This window comes from Salinispora tropica CNB-440 (assembly GCF_000016425.1).
Classification (GTDB): domain Bacteria; phylum Actinomycetota; class Actinomycetes; order Mycobacteriales; family Micromonosporaceae; genus Micromonospora; species Micromonospora tropica.
Genome location: NC_009380.1, coordinates 1,194,810 through 1,212,643, shown reverse-complemented (window position 1 = coordinate 1,212,643; position 17,834 = coordinate 1,194,810). Strand labels below are relative to the sequence as shown.

General features: G+C 63.9%; 12 protein-coding genes and 3 pseudogenes. 4 read left to right on the top strand and 11 right to left on the bottom strand.

The features are described from left to right. Positions 1-215: 215 nt before the first annotated feature. Positions 216-989, bottom strand: a complete 774-nt coding sequence (locus STROP_RS05375; protein ID WP_238380305.1) for an alpha/beta fold hydrolase — start codon at positions 987-989, stop codon at positions 216-218. 185 nt (positions 990-1,174) lie between these two features. On the opposite strand from STROP_RS05375, the gene STROP_RS05370 reads away from it, so the two are divergent. Further along, positions 1,175-1,567 carry a hypothetical protein gene (locus STROP_RS05370; RefSeq protein WP_011904967.1) on the top strand — a complete coding sequence of 131 codons (393 nt, stop codon included), beginning with the start codon at positions 1,175-1,177 and terminating at the stop codon, positions 1,565-1,567. Positions 1,568-1,725: 158 nt separating this feature from the next. On the opposite strand, the gene STROP_RS05365 is transcribed toward STROP_RS05370, so the two are convergent. Then, positions 1,726-2,340 (bottom strand): RBBP9/YdeN family alpha/beta hydrolase, encoded by a 615-nt coding sequence (locus tag STROP_RS05365; protein WP_011904966.1) that lies wholly within the window; start codon positions 2,338-2,340, stop codon positions 1,726-1,728. A gap of 53 nt (positions 2,341-2,393) precedes the next feature. On the opposite strand from STROP_RS05365, the gene STROP_RS05360 reads away from it, so the two are divergent. Continuing rightward, a complete protein-coding gene (locus tag STROP_RS05360) occupies positions 2,394-2,732 on the top strand; it encodes a MerR family transcriptional regulator (protein WP_011904965.1) in 339 nt (112 codons plus the stop codon). Between the two features lie 250 nt (positions 2,733-2,982). Here the strand turns inward: STROP_RS05360 and STROP_RS23665 are convergent. The 7 genes and pseudogenes from STROP_RS23665 to STROP_RS05340 all read right to left on the bottom strand — a co-directional run. Continuing rightward, positions 2,983-3,228, bottom strand: a pseudogene (locus tag STROP_RS23665) (integrase core domain-containing protein); the annotation flags it as partial. 134 nt (positions 3,229-3,362) lie between these two features. Continuing rightward, positions 3,363-4,361, bottom strand: a pseudogene (locus STROP_RS05355) (IS701 family transposase); the annotation flags it as partial. Between the two features lie 343 nt (positions 4,362-4,704). Next, entirely contained in the window at positions 4,705-5,184 is a 480-nt protein-coding gene (locus STROP_RS24625) for a hypothetical protein (protein WP_148217333.1), read from the bottom strand. Beyond that, positions 5,178-5,468: a GIY-YIG nuclease family protein gene (locus tag STROP_RS24620; RefSeq protein ID WP_155251080.1), complete on the bottom strand. Its 291-nt coding sequence runs from the start codon at positions 5,466-5,468 to the stop codon at positions 5,178-5,180. The genes STROP_RS24625 and STROP_RS24620 overlap by 7 nt, the downstream gene beginning before the upstream one ends. A 921-nt stretch (positions 5,469-6,389) precedes the next feature. Further along, complete coding sequence (locus STROP_RS25050) at positions 6,390-6,749, bottom strand: hypothetical protein (RefSeq protein WP_155251081.1); 360 nt, start codon at positions 6,747-6,749, stop codon at positions 6,390-6,392. Between the two features lie 1,004 nt (positions 6,750-7,753). Then, positions 7,754-8,179: a hypothetical protein gene (locus tag STROP_RS05350; RefSeq protein ID WP_043535213.1), complete on the bottom strand. Its 426-nt coding sequence runs from the start codon at positions 8,177-8,179 to the stop codon at positions 7,754-7,756. A 667-nt stretch (positions 8,180-8,846) separates the two neighbouring features. After that, a pseudogene (locus tag STROP_RS05340) lies at positions 8,847-9,191 on the bottom strand (helix-turn-helix domain-containing protein); the annotation flags it as partial. Positions 9,192-9,366: 175 nt separating this feature from the next. Between STROP_RS05340 and STROP_RS25550 the strand changes: the two are divergent. Then, positions 9,367-9,636: a hypothetical protein gene (locus STROP_RS25550; protein WP_011904960.1), complete on the top strand. Its 270-nt coding sequence runs from the start codon at positions 9,367-9,369 to the stop codon at positions 9,634-9,636. Continuing rightward, the gene (locus STROP_RS05330; RefSeq protein ID WP_050591438.1) at positions 9,629-9,865 is read left to right on the top strand and encodes a hypothetical protein; all 237 of its coding nucleotides are present in this window, start codon (positions 9,629-9,631) and stop codon (positions 9,863-9,865) included. Before STROP_RS25550 ends, STROP_RS05330 begins: the two co-directional genes overlap by 8 nt. Before the next feature lie 444 nt (positions 9,866-10,309). On the opposite strand, the gene STROP_RS23655 is transcribed toward STROP_RS05330, so the two are convergent. Together STROP_RS23655 and STROP_RS05325 are read right to left on the bottom strand one after the other, a co-directional pair. Next, positions 10,310-10,804: a DUF4265 domain-containing protein gene (locus tag STROP_RS23655; RefSeq protein ID WP_148217331.1), complete on the bottom strand. Its 495-nt coding sequence runs from the start codon at positions 10,802-10,804 to the stop codon at positions 10,310-10,312. 99 nt (positions 10,805-10,903) lie between these two features. Continuing rightward, a complete protein-coding gene (locus tag STROP_RS05325; RefSeq protein ID WP_238380304.1) occupies positions 10,904-17,674 on the bottom strand; it encodes an RHS repeat-associated core domain-containing protein in 6,771 nt (2,256 codons plus the stop codon). Positions 17,675-17,834 lie beyond the last annotated feature (160 nt).

Here is a 17,834-nt window from a genome sequence, read left to right as displayed (position 1 = left end):
AGCTGGGCCATCCGCTACGTTGGCGAGGCTCCGCTCCGAAGCCTGTTAGTCCCGCAGTGGGCTGCGGAAACCCGCCCTCTGTCCGCAGGGTGAGTGAGTGCTGGACCGTGTGCTCACCAACCAACCCGAGGTAGTCCGGTCTGCGTAGAAGCTGATCACGCCGCGGACGTCCCAACAGGTACGCGGGATTGCCGCCGAGCACGTGTCGAACCGCATCACCTCATCGTGGCCTGCGAGGTGAGCCAACGATGCAACGTCGTGGCCAGCTGTACGGGCTGGTCAAGCTGAATCAGGTGACCAGCCCCATCGACTAACTCGAGTTGGGCGCCGGGGATGAGTTCGGCAAGTCGGTGAGCGCGGTCGACCGGGATCCACGTGTCGTTCTTGCCCCACACCACCAGGACCGGCAGGTCGAGACGCGGATAGAGCCCTTGAACCTCGTCTGTGTAGGCCTGGTCCGCCTGGGCGATCTGTCGGTAGAACGCGGCTTGCCCGTCGGTATCGAGCCAGGGAGAAGCAAGGTCCTGCATCTGCCCGGGCGTCAAACCGACGTGACTGGCTCCTGCGATGTAGGCCCGCAGCGCTCCTTCGTGTACGGCGCTTGGAAGCGCGTGGAAAGCCTCGGTGTTGTCGCCCACCAGCCGGAAGAAGTCCGACCCCCAGGGAGCCAGCGCCACCACGTCGACCAGCGCCAACGACGCGAACGCGCACCCATGCAAAAGGAGGGCCCTCAACGCGACGGCGCCGCCGTAGTCGTGAGCTACGACATGTGGGGACTGGAGCTCCCAATGCGAGACGAGGTCAGTCAGCAACTCACTTTGGAGATCCAACGACACTTGGTGATCGGGGAACTTCGATGACTGCCCGTAGCCGGGCATATCCCAAAGGTAAACCGTGAACTCACTGCTCAGGGCCTCAGCGTAGGGGCCCCACAGCTGCGAGGACCACGGGGTCCCATGACAGAACACGACGTCAGGCCCAGAACCCATTTGACGCCATCGAACTTTGCGTCCGCGCCACTCGAACACGTCCGTTAGATCCATGCGGCCAACCCTGCCAGACTGCAGGTCGAACAGGCGCTGCACCTCCCACTGCCGCGGCGCACCCCCACGTGCGTGGGGAGGACCCGCGACACCTGCAACCGGGCCGCAGCAGAGACGGAGCCGGGGCAACGTTGGCCTTGCTCGACCAGTGGACAGCCCTGAGTGGCAGCCTGCTCTATGGCAGCGCCGCCGAGACATCGTGCTTCCTGATGGCCCGCGAACGTGGACACCGAGACGGCGACATCTGGCCCGCCACGGTCTACCCAAGCGGGAAGTTCGAGGTGGTGTTCCAGCATCTGAGCAACCGGCACCCATTCGACGACGTGGTGCTACGCGAGCAACTGCGGCAGCGGCTCAACCAGCTCCCGGGGGTCGACATCGCCGCCGCAAAGCTGACGTTGCGCCCAGGATTCCCGCTGAAGGTCCTCGGCCAAGCCGGTGCCGCCGAGACACTGCTCGGCCACCTGCAATGGTTCTATGAGCAGGCCCATGTATCCGATCAGCACAGCACGATCACGGTGTAGTCGCCGTCGCTCTTCCCTGAGGTACGCCGTGCCGCAGCTCGCCCCTGCCGCCAGCTTCCGGCAGAGCGACGACAGGCTGGATCATGAACCTGGTCACTGCGCACAATGCTGATCATGGTCCGGGTGCCGCGGAGGTACGCTGAGCTGATCTTCCGAGATCAGTGCATCGGGGATTCGAGCGTTTCAGCAGTTCCGAGAAGCTCGGCTACCAAGGGCAGGGTGGTAACGCCTTCGCTGTCCAGGAAGTGACCGGCGCCCCTGACGACGTGGACCTGGGCCTGTAGCCGGACGGCCAAGGCAGCGGAGGCTTCGGGCGGGACAATGGGGTCGTCATCGGAATGGATCACGTGACGTTGGAGGATGTTCGGTACGACCGCTGCGAGGTTCACATCGTCAGCGAGGAAGGTGTCCAGGATGGGAACCCCATCGAGTCGGCCGGTGAAGCCCGAGACCAGGACCGCCCCACCGAGGGTCCACGGGTGCGGTAGCGCCGCCAGATGGCGCAGCACGGTAATCGCTCCCAGGCTGTGGGCGACGATCCAGGTCCGATCATCAACAGGGCGTAGTGCCGTGCTGACGGCTTCGTGCCAATCGGCTGCGGAAGGCGCTTGAGGCTCCGGCATCGGTACCGTAGTGGCGTCGACGCCGCGCGAGGTGAGCAGGTCCCGCAGCCACGGGAACCAGTGGTTGTCGGGTGTTGCTCCGTAGCCGTGGACGATGAACACCCGCTGGATCGGAACATCGGGCGTGGCCGGTGAGGTTGAATTAGGCATGGCGAGACCATAAGGGTTCACGTCGGCGTCAAGGTCAAGGCGAGGGAGGGCGGATGCGCATCGGGGAGTTGTCCGCGAGGACCGGGGCCAGCAGGCGAGCGCTTCGCTACTACGAGGAGCAGGGGCTTCTCGTCCCGCAGCGTGAGGCCAATGGCTATCGGGAGTACGGTGATGACGCGCCCCTGGTGGTTGACCAGATCACCGCGCTTCTGGCCTCGGGGCTCAACTCGGACGCGATCCGCCGCTTTCTTCCTTGCGCCCAGGGTCCGCGACCAGAGCTCCAGATGTGCCCCGACCTGAGGGCGCATCTACAGCAGCGCCGGGATGAACTGAACAGGCAGCAACGCCAGCTAGCCCTCCAGGTAGACAACCTCACGGCGCATCTCGAATAAGAGGATGACCCAGGCCCACCGCAAGCATGGGCCGACACGGATGGCCGGTCGGACGCGGCGGCCGATATAACACAGCAACCGAGGCACGGGTCCGTGGGTGATTCAATCCACGGGTTCCTGGAGGGCGCCCGCCGAAGCCGTCGAATGGCTCATCGGCCTGCCGATCAGCTGGAGCCTACCCGCGTCCGAACCCTCGGCAACGCCGTCGTTCCCGCGGTGGGTCTGCTGCACCAGTAGGTGACAGTTGTAGCTACGCGGCTTGCCTGGCCGGTGGGGTCATGATGGTCTCGTACTCGATAGGGGTCAACCGAGACAGGGATCGTTGGCGTCGACGGCGACGGTAGGTCCCTTCGATCCAGGTCACGATCGCGCTCCTCAACTGCTGCAGGGTCGTCCAGGTCCGCCGGTCGAGGACGTCGTTCTGCAGCAGGCCGAAGAACGGCTCCATGGCGGCGTTGTCGCCAGCGGCAGCGAGTCGGCCGAGCTGTGTGAGGCCCGCAAGCGGATCAAGCTCCTCGAACAGGAGAACGAGGTCCTACGCCGGGCGGCGGCGTACTTGTCGCAGGCGCATCTGCCGGGAAAGGGCTCTACCCGCTCGTGAGCGAGCTGGCCGCCGACGGGATCCCCGTGACGGTGCCAGGCCCGCCAGCAGTGGTGTTGATACTGGTCCAGGCCGAGGCCCGTCTTGGTGGCCTGGAACGATTCCTCGATGCCCCACCGCCGGCCGGCGACGGCCACCAGGTGGTGCAGTGGAACCGGTTGGGGTGACCAGCAGCGGTAGAATGCCAGCTCACCGGTGCTGCGGTTGCGGCGGATCAGCAGCCAGTGGTGACCGTCGTGCTCGTCGACGGCCAGGGGCAGGGTGACGAACGCCCAGTCGTAGTAGCGGTGACCCTTCGCCCCCTGACCGGCGGAGATCCGCTGCCACGCCCGCTTCGGCAGACCGGCGGCGATCTGGTCCGCTCGCTGGGCATCCAGTCCGGTGGGGACCCGGTGTGAGCAGGCAACCGCGAGGACGTAACCCAGCTCGTGGCCTCGCAGGGCCGCGGGCAGAAGGGGATCACCGCCGTAGGCCTCGTCGCCGGCAACCCACCGACACGGCAGCCCACCGGCGAGGGCGGTGTCGATCAGCCGCCGTGCCAGCTGCGACTTCGTGGCGAACCCGACCGTGTCGGGTACCCCTGCCTCCACCCGTCGCCCGGGATCATAGACCCAGGACATCGGCAGGTAAAGAGCCACGTCGACCAGGGTTCGCCCGGCCGGTGAGGCATACGACAGGTGCACCGCGAGCTGACAGTTCTCGATCTTCCCTGCGGTAAGGGAGTATTGCCGTTGCACCCCGACGGTGTGCACGCCCTTCCTCAGATCCCCGGTCTCATCGATGACCAGCACCCCTTCCGGATGCCCGAGCTTGACCGCGACGAAATCCCGCACATCGGCGCGGACCTGCGCGTCGTCCCACCGGGCCCGACCGATCAGATCCTGCGTGCCACCCGGGCCGTCGTCACCGGCGTGCTCCGCGATCGTCCAACAGTTCTTCCTCGGCAACGGCGCCAGCAGCCCGGCCATGAAGTCCCGCACCCGCCAGCGCGGCTCAGGCCGACCGAAGCACGACCCGACCACGTCCATCAGCTCGTCGAACAGCCGAGACCATCGCTGGGCATCTACTCTGTAGGCGGCAGCCACCGCCGAATCTTTGGTCCACACAACCACGAGACTCAGCGGTGGCTGCTCCACGCCCACGGACAAAACCACACAGCCCCAGCAGGTCCGAACGGATCTCCTGCTGGAGTATTAGGAGCTCAAAGCAGCACCTCATTTACACAAGGCAACCGAGGTGCCGCATCGAGGCCGATCACCTGGTCAGGCCCCTATTCGTCCAAATTCGCTACACATGAACGAGACGGTGGCTCCCGCCTCACATCGAGACCCTTTTGACCTGACTCATCGCGGCACCGAAAGCAGAGGATCGCTACTTTCCAGAAGGGAGAATAATTTCGTCGAACGCAGATACCCATGGTCTAAAACCGTGCAACGCCTGCAATGCCGCTTCGATGAAAGCCGGAGCATAGGACTTCTGGTGGCGCATCTCGCCGGCCGTCTCCGCAGAAATTGCGCTGGAACCCACCGTTCCATCAATGCTCTGGATGCGGTACTCCCCCGGCGGCTCAACCCACACCGTATAGTTCGGTAGACGGATTGAACCGGGAATCCCACGACTACCTAGTATCGGCCACACCCCTTCTCTGATCTTGAAATCCATGGTCTCAGCGAAAATTACTGGTGTATCGAGTCTAGCTGCCAAGACATCAGTCTCATCAGCCCGAATTAGGTCCCGATGAATCGCCGCCAGAAAATTGCTGGCTAATGGAACAATCACCTGCCCCAGCGCAACCTGGCCGTCAGCCACAGGCACACCAAAGATGTGACCCTTACGGCACTCCTTCAGCATACGTCACCTCCGGCAGCCAGATACTTGCTGTCATTCATTTGGACTCTGCCGTTCTGCAGAACACTGCCAGGCACAGATTTCTTGCCACCGCCTGCGCGGATCCAGCTTTCTTCCAACACGTCGAGGTCCTTCCCCGGATTCGCACGACCTACAACCTCAAAGCTGAAAGCAGCACCAGGATGCTTCTTCGCGTGCTCTTTTTGTCTTGCAAGATATCGTTTCCAGTTCTTAGCTTGTCCGATATATTCCTCACCGGTCAGCACATCTGTTCGCAGGTACACCACCCCGCTCGGCGTCGGAGGCGTAGGGCCCGTGTTGTGAACAAGTACCGGCGTATCACCGGCGATCACATAGTACGTGTGGCATATTCACTGCCTACACGGAGAGTGACCTACGGCGACATGTCGTTGACCTGGACTTTCATCGACCAGCACCGTATCGGCCCTCGGCGGCGGACCTGGTTGACGGCAACGGTGACGGCAACACGGACAGACGCCGACGCACGTCGCCGCACGCCGAAGGGGCCTTGCAGCTCCCCGTTGGACGTCGTCGAACAACCGCCCCAGACCGCAAACGACTATCTACGGGCAGCCCGGGCGCACGAGCGCCGCCCCGCCGACCTCACGGGCGCTACGCGTCACTCCGCGACCGCCCCTACGGGCGTCCCTTGACTCCGGAGACCACTACAGCCCGCAGTCGCCGGCACCACCGGGCAGACCCCTGATGGCATCCAGCCCGCCACCCGTCCGCCAGCAAGCCGACCAAAGCACCGAGCACCGAAGGCGGCGGCTACGGGAACGAGCTGGTCCAAATTTGCTCTACATAATCAAGAACGGCCCGGCAGAGCCGAGCCGCGCACGCGCTGTAGCCGTTCCGGCCCCGCGCGCACGCCCACCACACCAAGAAGCAAGATCACGGTAAGAACTGCCGAGCCGAACCGTCGGCCGGGGCCTCGACGATCGCCCAGGGTCAGCACCCACCGCCGAGGCTCCCGGTGATCGGCCGCACCGCTATGCGGCACGCCAGCGAAGATCTGACGTCCGACCACGACGCAGCGACACTACATCGATTGCCTCGGATGTATACCTCGCCGTTGACGGCAACGGTGACGGCAACCCGAGCAAACCCCGACAGCCGCCGACACTCTCCCGTCACGCACCGTTATGGTCGGTAAGTGCCAACACTTTGTACTCGATGACTCCGCGCTAATCAGTCGATCGCCGCTCTTGATCAGCAAGGCCACCAAGCTCCGATACCACGCGCCTCAGAGCCGCCACATATGACCGATAGTCACCAATCGATTGACGATCCTCATCTGTCACCGGCTCGATCTGATCGAGCGACGACCCCAGTGAACTCACTTCAAGAATAAGTTGATCGAGATTTGGAACATCTTGTGCGCACATTCGACCATCATGGACCTTAGATGCGTATCCAGCGATGTGCCCATCAATGGTTAGAAGCAGGGAGTTCCAATCTTGCAGCTCCAGTAGTTGCGGATAGGCCGGATAAGGCACGGATCGGAACGTCATGAAGGCGTGCCGGAAGTCAGATGAATCAGTCATGCCAGGTCACGATCTTTCCGTCCTTGGTATAGATTCCCTCGCCTCCGCGGAAACCACCTCTGATCTTCCATCCTTCGCTGCCATCTCTCAGTTTCCAAGGAATACGATCTCCTTCGGGAGTTTTGGCCCACAGATTCTTCGCCTCATCTGTGTATTCGGCTAGCGTTCTCCCCTTACCATGCTTACCGACATGATACGTTGCCGATTCTTCAGCGCTTCCGAATGTTCCAGGCGACCAAGCGTCCACCGGGTCGCACGGTCCCGTGTTGTGTACGAGGACTGGCGTGTTGCCGGCGATCACATAGTACGTGTGGGATTTTCATCCCGTAACGCAACGTAACTTACGTTCTCATGGCGTTTCACCTGACCCTTCGTGGGTGGCACCAACTCGCCGCATCGAAGTTTATCGGTGTTGACGGCAACGGTGACGGCAACCTGGGCAAACACCTGCGCTCTTCGGCGACCAGGGCATCGATGAGCGGTGCCATTGGGGCGAGACGTGTCGTCGCGCTCAGCTCAGCATGGCGGTGGAGGCAGACGGCGTTCCCAGCGACGAAGACTGGACGCCAGCGCCGCCAAACGCTCCCGCAGCAGCCGCAACCGCACCCGAAGCACAGCCGGACCAAGGCCCTCAGCCAAGATCCGACTGGCTCAAAACTGCTCTACAGGTATCAAGAGCGCCCAGCTACGCAGGACGCACGCGCTATGCCGTCCCGGCTCGCGCGCACGCGCCCACGCAAACACAACCGCGAACCTCCGGCCGATCAAGAGTCTTCGCGGATGAGGGCCATGACGATCGCTTCACGACAACAGCCCTCCACGGACTACCGGCGATCGACGCCGCACCGCTGACGCGGCACGCCAACGCCGCAATTCCCAGACATGATCGCAGACTATGGCAGCCGACGAGCAGGCCATATCGAGATATGGCTATAAGTAATCCATCTTGACGGCAACCGTGACGGCAACCCAGGCCGACGACCACGAACCAGGACCACTCTCAACTACTCTGCGTAAATGACGGTCTCACCCCACGCCGACTGCAGGCTATCGGAAACTTCATAGTTCCGAGCCGTGGCCTCCCCGAATATCACGACCAGATTATCCGGCAGATAACGAATAGAGTGGTCGCTGGTCTCACCAAGAGCGACGGTAACTGATGAACCGTTTGAAACCCCGATCCGGAAAGACCACGGCCTGACCGATGAGCCTTCGTCGTGGACGTAGAATGCAACGGCAACCTCCTCGACGAAATAACCCAGGACGCTCGACCAATCCTGAACGCCACCGACGTCCTCGTAGTCGATAAGATCGCTTGACGCCCGATTCTCTCCACGCCCTAGCGCCAGCGCTAGCCCCTCCTCGCGACCCGGCGTCGCCCACGACAGTTCTAGAACAAGTCCCGACTCGGTGGCCAGCTCGACCCCCATGTCGACTTCATGAACCCCCTCAAGGTCACTGTAGTTTACCCAGCTAGAACCGCTTGGGGACGCATACCGCACGCACATCAGCCGCTCACCAGCGAGGGTGGACGCCAATCCGACGAGCCTATTGTCATCAACTTGGTGCAACGTTGCAGGTTTGATAGTCACCATTTAGAACTTCCCGAAGTACTGGAACACGCCGTTACTATCGAACGCCGCACCCGCGCCATCCGGCCGAATGTAGTAGTACCCACCCTGGAAGGCGCCTCCGTTGATGGGCACACGCTGCGTTCCAGGCGTCGTCAGAATGTCGTCCAAATGGTCCTGGCCAGCCGTATCTAGTTGCTTCCCCGGCACCTTCGGAAGCTCCCTCCTACCCATGTGCTTCTGGTACTCGCGACCAGCGTGAGTCAAACCGCCCTTGGCAGGGCGCGCCGCAGATGCCGACAGATCATCCAGTCCTGGCCAGCATCCGTTGGTGTTGTGTACGAGTACCGGCGTGGTGCCGGCGAGCACATAGTACGTGTGGCCTTGCTACGGTGGCTGCGGTGTTGTCATGGGTTCGATCTTGTTAGTGAGCTGGGCTTTCGCTCAACCTCCCGTTGGCGGTTCATCGTTTCTGGGCGGTTTTGACAGCAGTCGTGACAGCAACGTGGGTGGCACGTCGGGCTGCGCGGGCTTCCATGGTTCGGATCAGGGCTGCGCCGATGCGGCGGCCGGCGCGTAGGCAGCCGGTGGCGGGTGGGCTGTCCAGGAGCCATTCGTGGGTGCGGCGGACCGGATCGGCCGGGGTGCCGATCGGTACACCGAGGGCATGTTCGTAGCGTCCAACGATATCGGGAGTGGCCTGGCGGCGGCCGGTCTCGACGAGGCTGAGGTAGGGCTTGCTGAAGTGGGTGAGCGCGGCCATACCGGCGAGGCTGTGTCCGGCGGCCTCGCGGGCGGCTCGCAGATGGGCCCCGAGGTCGGCGGGGGTGTCTGTAGACGGGGGAAAACCCTCGCCTGCTTCCATGGTCATCTGTCTCCCCTGATCCTGGTGGCAGGCCCAGCGGGGACGTACATCGAGTCCGAACCTGACTGGCGCTCCCGGGAGGGCCGGGACAGGGGTTTTGCGATCGGCACTCGCCACGACCCCAGTGCTGCGGCCCGGTCCTCCCACCGTAGACCACGACGCCGCCGAAAGGGTGCCAGCGATGACGATGCATCTACCAGTTCGTCCCGTATGGACGTGCGCCGGGTGCGGGCAGGTATGGCCGTGCCTGACCCGCAAACGTCAACTGTTGGCCGAGTTCGCCGGCGCGCGGGTATCGCTGATGCTCTACCTCACCCAGTTCTTTGTCGAGGCGTGCGTGGACATGCCCACCACTACCACGGGAACGCTGTATCACCGGTTCTTCGCCTGGCCCTACGAACCAACCGACGCCCCGCCCAGAGAGCACGATCATCGACGCCTCCATGGATAAGGACGCCGCCGCCTGGCAAGCCACCGAAGAACTCGCCACCCTCCAACAAGCACACACCGACCTCGCCGACGACCTCGCCGCCTACGAAGCCAAACTCGGACGAGCCGCCGCCAGCGAAGCGCCCGAGCCCGCCGAGCCGCCGGCACCGAAGAAGGCCGCCGCAAACCGAAGGAGTAGCCCAGCAGCCCGCCACCGACGGAGCGACTGGGCTAAGAATTGCTTCACCTAATCAAGACGGCCCGGCCTATCGGCCGGGCCTCGCGCACGCGCTACAGCCTTCGGCCCCGCGCGCACGCCCACCAGGACGAGCCGCCTGGACAGGGCGAGGCCGCCACGTTCCCCCCTGCCATGACGATCGCTTCGAAGGTCAAGCCGAGCGGTGGCTTCCGGCGATCGACGCCACACCGCTACGCGGCGCGCCACCGGACCCGATGACTCTGGAATCGGTTGAGGAGGCAAATCACTCAACGTGCTCGGCATCCGCGAGCCGACGTGCACCCTGCGAGCTACGCGACTGTGCAACATCGACATATGGACATGCTCACCGCCCATCTGACACCAACCCTGACCGCAACCCGGGCAATCAATCGCGCCCCGCGGTGCACTCCGCAGTGCCCCTGACACGGGCCGCGAGCGCCAACTCAAGCAGCTTGATGCTCGCCGACGCCTCTGGTTACTGATGAAACGGCTCTACATCGCCCCATTCCCAGTAAACCTTTTCTTCAGCAGCGACATGTTCAATGGCAGGCCAAACACGACCAACCTCACGGCCGAGCGGCACGTCGATGGCGACATGTCTATCGCCACTCCACTCAGATTTCAGGGCATCATCGATGATGGCACGAGTAATCGAATTCCGCACCTCGTATGACTCAGAAACAGACAGCGAAGGCGCCAAGAAGACGCGGAACACGCGATGACCTGAGGGCCTGAGTATTTCAATTATCTGTTTACCTTCGGAGTCAAGCCTCACCACATCGTTGAGCGCTAGTCCGTAAACCCGAAATGGAATACACGAGACCTCGTAGCCATTGCCGTCGAGGGGCCTTAACCAGACCTGCTCCAGGGAGCCGGCGAAGCCATAGGGCTCAAGATTCACCATCGCCAGATAGTTTGAGCTGGTACGCCCCACGGGAGATTCATGAACGATGTACTTCGTAACGGACACGACGTGACCCACTTTCACCAAAAGCTGCGCCCCCGACGCTAACACCTCAACGTCGGGGACGCGCAGCCACTACCGAATCTCTAGGCTACCGCACACTGGCTACCACCAAGGCGGAGGGAACGGGCCGGTGTAGTTCGGAGGAGGATTAACAGGCTGCCCCCGAGCACCCTTCGAACTATTACAGAAGGTACATGCTGGCGTGGTATTCGCGTCCGTTAGGTCCCCACCATGGACCCGCGGTTCGACGTGATCGACGCTCGTGGCCGGATTAGTTCGGCAGTAGGAGCATAGGGGCGTTGGCAAACTTGGATCAGCATTTACGCCAATATTGTAATCTTCCAACATTCTTGGCGGAATGCGCTGCCCAGCCCCAGGACCACCACTGGAACCGGCCGGAATATCGTAAATTGGAGCGCCGCCGGGACCGCATCCAATTGGAGTGTTGGTGTTGTGGACGAGTACTGGCGTATCGCCCGCTACCACATAGTACGTGTGGATGTCGGCGACGGTGAGGTTGTAGGCCGTGCCGTGTTGGATGGTGGCCCAGTCGAGGCCAACTACGGCGAGCGTCTTGCCGGTTGAGGTGTGGAGTAGGTCACCACGGTCCAGATCCTGGCCGTCCTGCCACTGCTGGTCAGTTTCGTTCCAGAACGGGTGGTCCTCAGTTGTCGTGACGTCACCACCGTCAACCTCAAGGTCGACTAGTTGGTCCTCATGGACCCAGAGGTGGGTTACCTCGCGTGGGCCTTCATCACCAGTTTCGGGATCGGTGGCCCATACCTGGTCGCCGACCTTGATGTCCTTGATCGGCTTGGTGCCCCCATCTGCCAGTAGCACCTCTGTGTCGCCGGCAAAGCTCTTGCCGCCACAGGCTGCTCGGTAGGGTTTGCCCATGAAACCGCCGCCGCCGCCGAGCTTACCCTCGCTATCCCAGCCAAACCGAACGAGACCTTCCTGTATAGCCTGCCTAAGAGTGCCATAGAGGGCTTCGTCGTACGACTGGCCGAATTCACCGCCGAGGGCACCTCGCATGACATCGAGAGCACCGTTCGCCCACTTGTCTGCGCAATCCTCGACATACATGTATGTACAGTCAAGAGATTGTTGGCAATGTGTAGCGCCGCCGCGAGGGTCCTCGCAAAAGCTGATAATCTCATTCGCGAGAGCTTCTGCACTTGGTCCGGCGGGAACCGGGACCCCGTTCAGTTCCAGCCCACCGGAGGGGTTCTTGGTGAGCAGGTAGGTCCCATTTCCAGCGATTACATCATAGCCGGAACGATCAGGTGGTGGCCGCTTGGAGAGCTTCGGCGCTTTGCCGCTGATGTTGGTTTTGCCGCCGTATTTGTGGGCGATTCGCCCGTCGCTTTTGCCACTGCCTTCGAGGTGGACGAGGCCGCTGGGGTCGCTGTAGGTGACGGGGTTGTTGTTGGCGTAGGTGTAGGCGCTCCATTGTTGGGGGTCGGTGAGGTCCATGATGGGGTCGACGCTGATGAAGCGGCCGAGGGTGGGGTCGTATTCGCGGGCGTTGAGGTGGGTGAGGCCGGTGGGGTCCTGGGTGCCGCCGAGGAAGCCCTTGTCCATGGTGGGTGCCCAGGTGCCGGTGGTGGCGCGTTGTTCGCCGTAGGGCAGGGTGCGGCGGGTGGCGATGGTGAGGGTGGTGGCGTCGATGGTGAGTTCGGCGGTGCCGTGGTGGTCGCTGGCGATCCAGTGGAGGGTGTTGGCGGTGCGGACGGCGATGCTGCGGCCGGCGAAGCTGTAGTAGCGGGTGGCGGTGGTGGTGCTGGTGGTGGTGGTGTGGCGGACTTCGGTGCCGCCGGGTAGGTAGAGGGTTGTGCCGCTCGGGTCGGTGCGGATGAGTCGGCTACCGTCGGCGCCGTAGATGTAGCTGGTGTCGCCGGTGTCGTCGGTGGTGGTGCTGAGTTTGCCTTCGCGGTTCCAGGTCAGGGTTTGGGTGTCACCGGTGGCGGTGGGTCGGGTGGTGGTGTTTCCGGCGTCGTCGTAGGTGTAGGTGCGGTTTCCGGTGTCGGCGCCGCTGGCGGTGACGGTGGTGACGGCGTGTGGTCTGGGTTCACCGGGGTTGGGGTAGGTGTAGGCGTGGGTGGTGTTGACTGTGCCGTGGCGGGTTTCGGTGGTGCGGTTACCGACGTCGTCGAGGGTCCAGGTGTGCCAGTAGGGGTTGGTGGCCCCGTCGATCTGGCTCCAGGTGGTGGGGGTGGTGGAACAGGCACCGGATTCCGGGGTCCAGGCTTCGGTCATGCGGCGGAGGTGGTCGAAGGTGAAGCACTGGTGGTCGGCGGTACCGCCGGTCGGGGTGTCGTGGATCTCGGTGACGTTACCGACGTCGTCGTAGGTGTAGGTGTGGTTAGCGGCTTCGGGTTTGAGTTCGGGGACGACGTTGGTGCTGGTGAGGCGGCGGGTGGGTTCGTCGATGGAGGAGGTGACAGCGACACGGCGGCCGAAACGGCCGAGTTGGTACTGGGTGAGTTGGTCGATTTTGTTGTAGATGACGGTGTTGGCGTAGATCTGGGCTGAAGAGAGAGAGCCGGCGGGGTTTCCGACGTCGGTGTAGCCGAGGATCAGGGTCTCGGCCGGAAGGTCGGCGGCGGCGGGCATGCCGATTCGCCAGGGCTGCCCGTTGGGCCGGTAGGTGTAGGTGGTGGTGTAGGTGCAGGTGTTCGGGCTGGCCGCGGCGCACAGCTCTGACTGGGTGTCGGGCAGCACGACCGAGGTGGAGGTGGGTCGGCCGTAGGCGTCGTAGGCGTCGACCCGGCTGGTGTAGGGGTCACCGTTGGTGTATCGGGTAGCGGCGGTGAGTTTGCCGATGCCGTTGGGCAGGGTGTCGTATTCCCATTCGACGCGGATGTTCCCGCTGGTGGTGTCGTCGCGGACGCTGGTGTTGCGGCCGAGTTCGTCGTAGGTGTAGGCGATGGGGGATCGTCCGCTGCCTGTGCTGGTGGTGATGTTGCCGGCGGCGTCGTAGGTGCTGGTGGTGGTGCCCTTGTCCGGGTCGATCGCCTGGGTTTGGCGGCCGCGTAGGTCGTAGGTGTAGGACCACGTGTTGGCGCCGGTGACGTCGGTGACCGTCTCGAGCTGCCCGAGCCGGGTGTGGGTGTAGGTGGTGGTGTCGAACGTGGTCGGGTCGTCGCTGCCGACGTCGGCGGGGTTCTTGTACTGCCGCAGCGTGCTGGTGAGACCGTGGGTGACGGTGGTGGTGGCGGTGCCACCGGCCGGTGGGGTGGTGTGGACGCGGTCACCGCCGTAGCTGGTGGTGGTGCGCCACTTCTCCACCCCGTCGCCGATCAGGATCTGCGCGGTCGGCCGGCCGACGCCGTCGTAGGTGTATCGGGTGATCGAGGGGATCTGGCCCTGCGGGGTGGCCAGGCTTGTGTTCACCTCGGTGTTGGTGGAGTCGTAGTAGGTAGCGGACGTCCACGCGGTGGCGCCGAGGCTGTTGGTCATCGTGTCGGTGATCGTGCGTCCACCGCCGGTGGCCTGGAGCTGGGTCTGTCGCAGCCGCAGGAACCCGTCATACAGGTTCACCGACGTGCGATAGGTCCTCCCGGTCGGCAGCAGCGCCTCGGTGGTGACCGCGGTCGGGCCGTCGCTGTTGCGGACCTGGTAGGCGAACTTGACGCTTGGTGTTTGGGTGGCCTTGTTCCGGCCGGGTTTCCACACGTTGGTCAACCGGCCGAGACCATCGTAGGTCAGGTCGGTGACCGCGCCGTTGGCGTCGGTGACCTTTGTCGGGGCAGCCCACGCCGGGGTCAGCAGCGTCGTGCCCGTGTGCCCCATCGGGTTGGTCACCACGGTCTGGACGACCTGGCCACCATTGGCGGTGCTGTGCGCCGTGGTGGTCGTGTGCCCCCGCGGGTCGGTGACCGCGATGATCCGGCCGTTGGCGTCGTAGGCCGTGGTGGAGGTGCGGGTATACACCGGCGTGCTGCCGGTGAACCTCTCCAGCTCCTCCGTACGAACCACGTTGCCCTTCGTGGGTGCCTGGCCGTGTGAGGAGCCGTCGGTATAGGCGTCGTAGAACGACCGTGACCGGTTCAAAACGGTGGCCGGATCAGCGGGGGTCGGCGCACCGGCACACAGCCGGGACAACGTCTCGACCTGCGACAGCCGGTCGATCATCCAGCTGGCGTCGTTCCGGGCGTAGCTGCTGCGGGCACAACTCTCATCACCGTCGACGGCCTCGTCTCCGTGGTTCTCGACCGTGACCGGCATGCCGTCGCTGTTGAAACTGGTGACGGTCTTGACGTAGCGGTGCCCACCGGCGGCGAGGGCGGTACGGGCGCGGGCGATGTCGGTGTTGACCATCCACGCCTTCGTAGTGATCCCGTCACGGCTGCGGGTCGCGGTCGGCCCGTTGATCCACGGGTCATTGCGGGTGGAGGACACCTCCGCACCGCTCGGCCCGTTCTTCGTGATCGTCTGCAACTCGAAGCCCTTCAGGGCCTCGTGGTCCTCGATCCTGCCGCCCCACGAGTCGGTGACCCACACGTCCTTGACGCCGGAGCTGGCCTTGTCGCCGTCGAGACCGCGTAGGTAGCGGTACTCCACCGCGGTCTGCTGCCCGTCGGTGGCACCGTGCCGGACGGTCACCTTGCCGTAGCCGCGCCAGTCACTCCAGGTGCGGTACTTGTCCTTGGTCAACTCGTCGGTGTTGTACGCCCACGCCGGCGTGTCGTAGTCGTACATCGTGACTTCAGTTGGCTGGTCCGTGGCTGTGTCGTCAAGGTCGACCCGGGTCACCACATACTTGTGGAACCAGTCCAACGTCGGTTCGTCCCCGTCCGGGGAGTAGTACGACGGCATGCACCGTGTGGTGTTGGTCGCCGGGTTGGGCAGCGTCGTGCGGGTACAGTCCGCATCCGAGTAGGAGACGATGACGTCCCCACCGGACTCGGTGTGCACCGTCTTGATCCGCCACCGATACAACCCGGTACGCCCGTCATCCGGGCCGTCGACCCGGTTCGGCAACGGATCAGACCCACTGTCGAACGTGATCTCCGGATCCGACACGACCTCGCCGCCGGCGGTGGTGACATGCCCGGTACGAGTGATTCCCCGTAGCCACATCGGCACCGTCTCACCGTTACCCGCGTTCAGGAACTCGTGCCGCAGCGTCCACGACTCCACACTCGCGTAGCTGGTGGTACCGCTACGCGTCTGCGCGGTGACCTTCGCCAACCGATGCGCGGTCCAAAACGTCGGCGCGCCCTGCGTCATACACGGACCGGTGTCGCAGTACTGGTCCCACGGGGTGTCCGGCCAGTTTTCGGTCACCGGATCCGACGTCCACGCCGCCCCGCTCCAACAGTCCGTCAGGCACCGTTCCGCGGTGGTGAACACAACCCGCAACGGCGCCGCCTGACTGTACTCGGCGTTGGCCCGCATGCCGTACTCGATGCGCTTGAGATACCCGCCGCGGTCATAGGTGGTGCGCTGATCAGGGTCAAGATCACGGGCGTAGGCACCAGTCTCCGTACCATAGAAATACGCCATCGAGTTCGAGTTCGGATCCACGACATAGTCGAGGTTCCACCGCCACGCCTGCGTGCAGTACGCCTCCGGAAACGAGGACTTGTAGCACGGCTCCCCGGAGTCGTTCCCGAACACCGGCACCGTCCACGTCGAATCCGTGACCGGCTTACCACTGCTCCAACCCGGCAACCTGTGGTAGCCAAAGAAGTACTGCATACCGTCAGGAGTGGTGACCTTCCAGTACTCGTTGTCGTTGTCCCCGTTGCCCCGCGCCGAGTTGGTCAACCGCTCCACCCGGGTGCCGTCATCGTTACGCAGCCGCCACACCGACCCGTCCCGGATCAACTCCCCCGCATGGCCGCCCAACGACAGGGTCGCGTTGTCGTTGAACCAGCACAGATCCCCGGTCTTGTGCCCAGGATTGTCATCAGCACACGACTGATACTTACGCTCGATGAACCCCGGCCAGGAATCCCACCCGTCCCCGATCCACGAACCCTGGTTGTTGGTCAACGCCGTGCGCCCGTCGACACTGCCCGACGAGTACGAGAAACCAACATCCGGAGCCGGACCACCCAACGACGGCGGCACCCGCAGCGGATACGACCACGAGAAGTCACCGGTCTGCGCCGACACCTGCCACTGCCCAGCCGGCGACAGACTGGTCGCGGTGTAGTCACCGTTGTCACCCGACGCCTCAGCCTCGACCGCGAACACCACCGCCGACTCCGCCCCGACCGACACCGACGCCGACACCGCACCGTTGGCGGTGTCATTGTCCGTCACCAGAGGCGTACGCGTACGACACTCCTCGGCCTCCGGCGTACTCAGGGCACACTCCGGCAGCTCAACCAGACGAAGCCGCGACGCCCACCCGCCACCAAAGGCCTGCGCGAACCCCGCATAGTCCACCTGAACCCGCGCGCGCCCCACCCCGGGCTTCCCGTCGGCGCGGGAAGCCGACACCAGCAACCCCTCCACACCAGCCTTGGCAGTGGCCACACGATCATGCACATTGACCTTCACCGCGGTCACCGCCGCAACATCACTTCTGCGCGGCAACATGTCATCCGCCAGCGACCCCGACGACACGGTGACCGGAAGGGAGCCGGCTCGGGCTCGAGCTGGACCGGTCAGCCCCGCCCTCGTGCCACGCGCCATGCCAGCAGCCTCGGTCGCGGCAGCCACATCCGCGACCGCGGTCCCCGACGGCCACACCACCTCCGTCGCCCCGGACACCACACGGGAATCGGCATGATCGGACCCGCCAGGCTTCGGCGTGGCGGCACGTGTCTTCACCCCAACCGCCTCCTGGGGAGTGGGGATATCCCACGTTGGCGCCGCCACCGCCTCCGGCTGCTCACCCAACATCGTCAGTGTCATCACCACCGACAGGCCAGCCGCCAACCACACCGACCGCCGTACCCGCCGGCCGAAACCCCGACTCCGATCCGTGCCTACTGCACTCACCACGCCGCTCCCTTATCCGTGCCGGACCTGACAGGTCCTACCGGTGCTACACAATCCCAATGACCGGGTGGTC

Excerpts from the sequence above, each read along its gene's own strand:
- STROP_RS05375 (WP_238380305.1), bottom strand. The coding sequence starts at position 989 with ATGGGTTCTGGGCCTGACGTCGTGTTCTGTCATGGGACCCCGTGGTCC.
- STROP_RS05365 (WP_011904966.1), bottom strand. The coding sequence starts at position 2,340 with ATGCCTAATTCAACCTCACCGGCCACGCCCGATGTTCCGATCCAGCGG.
- STROP_RS05360 (WP_011904965.1), top strand. The coding sequence starts at position 2,394 with ATGCGCATCGGGGAGTTGTCCGCGAGGACCGGGGCCAGCAGGCGAGCG.
- STROP_RS24625 (WP_148217333.1), bottom strand. The coding sequence starts at position 5,184 with ATGCTGAAGGAGTGCCGTAAGGGTCACATCTTTGGTGTGCCTGTGGCT.
- STROP_RS25050 (WP_155251081.1), bottom strand. The coding sequence starts at position 6,749 with ATGACTGATTCATCTGACTTCCGGCACGCCTTCATGACGTTCCGATCC.
- STROP_RS05350 (WP_043535213.1), bottom strand. The coding sequence starts at position 8,179 with ATGGGGGTCGAGCTGGCCACCGAGTCGGGACTTGTTCTAGAACTGTCG.
- STROP_RS25550 (WP_011904960.1), top strand. The coding sequence starts at position 9,367 with ATGACGATGCATCTACCAGTTCGTCCCGTATGGACGTGCGCCGGGTGC.
- STROP_RS05330 (WP_050591438.1), top strand. The coding sequence starts at position 9,629 with ATGGATAAGGACGCCGCCGCCTGGCAAGCCACCGAAGAACTCGCCACC.
- STROP_RS05325 (WP_238380304.1), bottom strand. The coding sequence starts at position 17,674 with ATGACACTGACGATGTTGGGTGAGCAGCCGGAGGCGGTGGCGGCGCCA.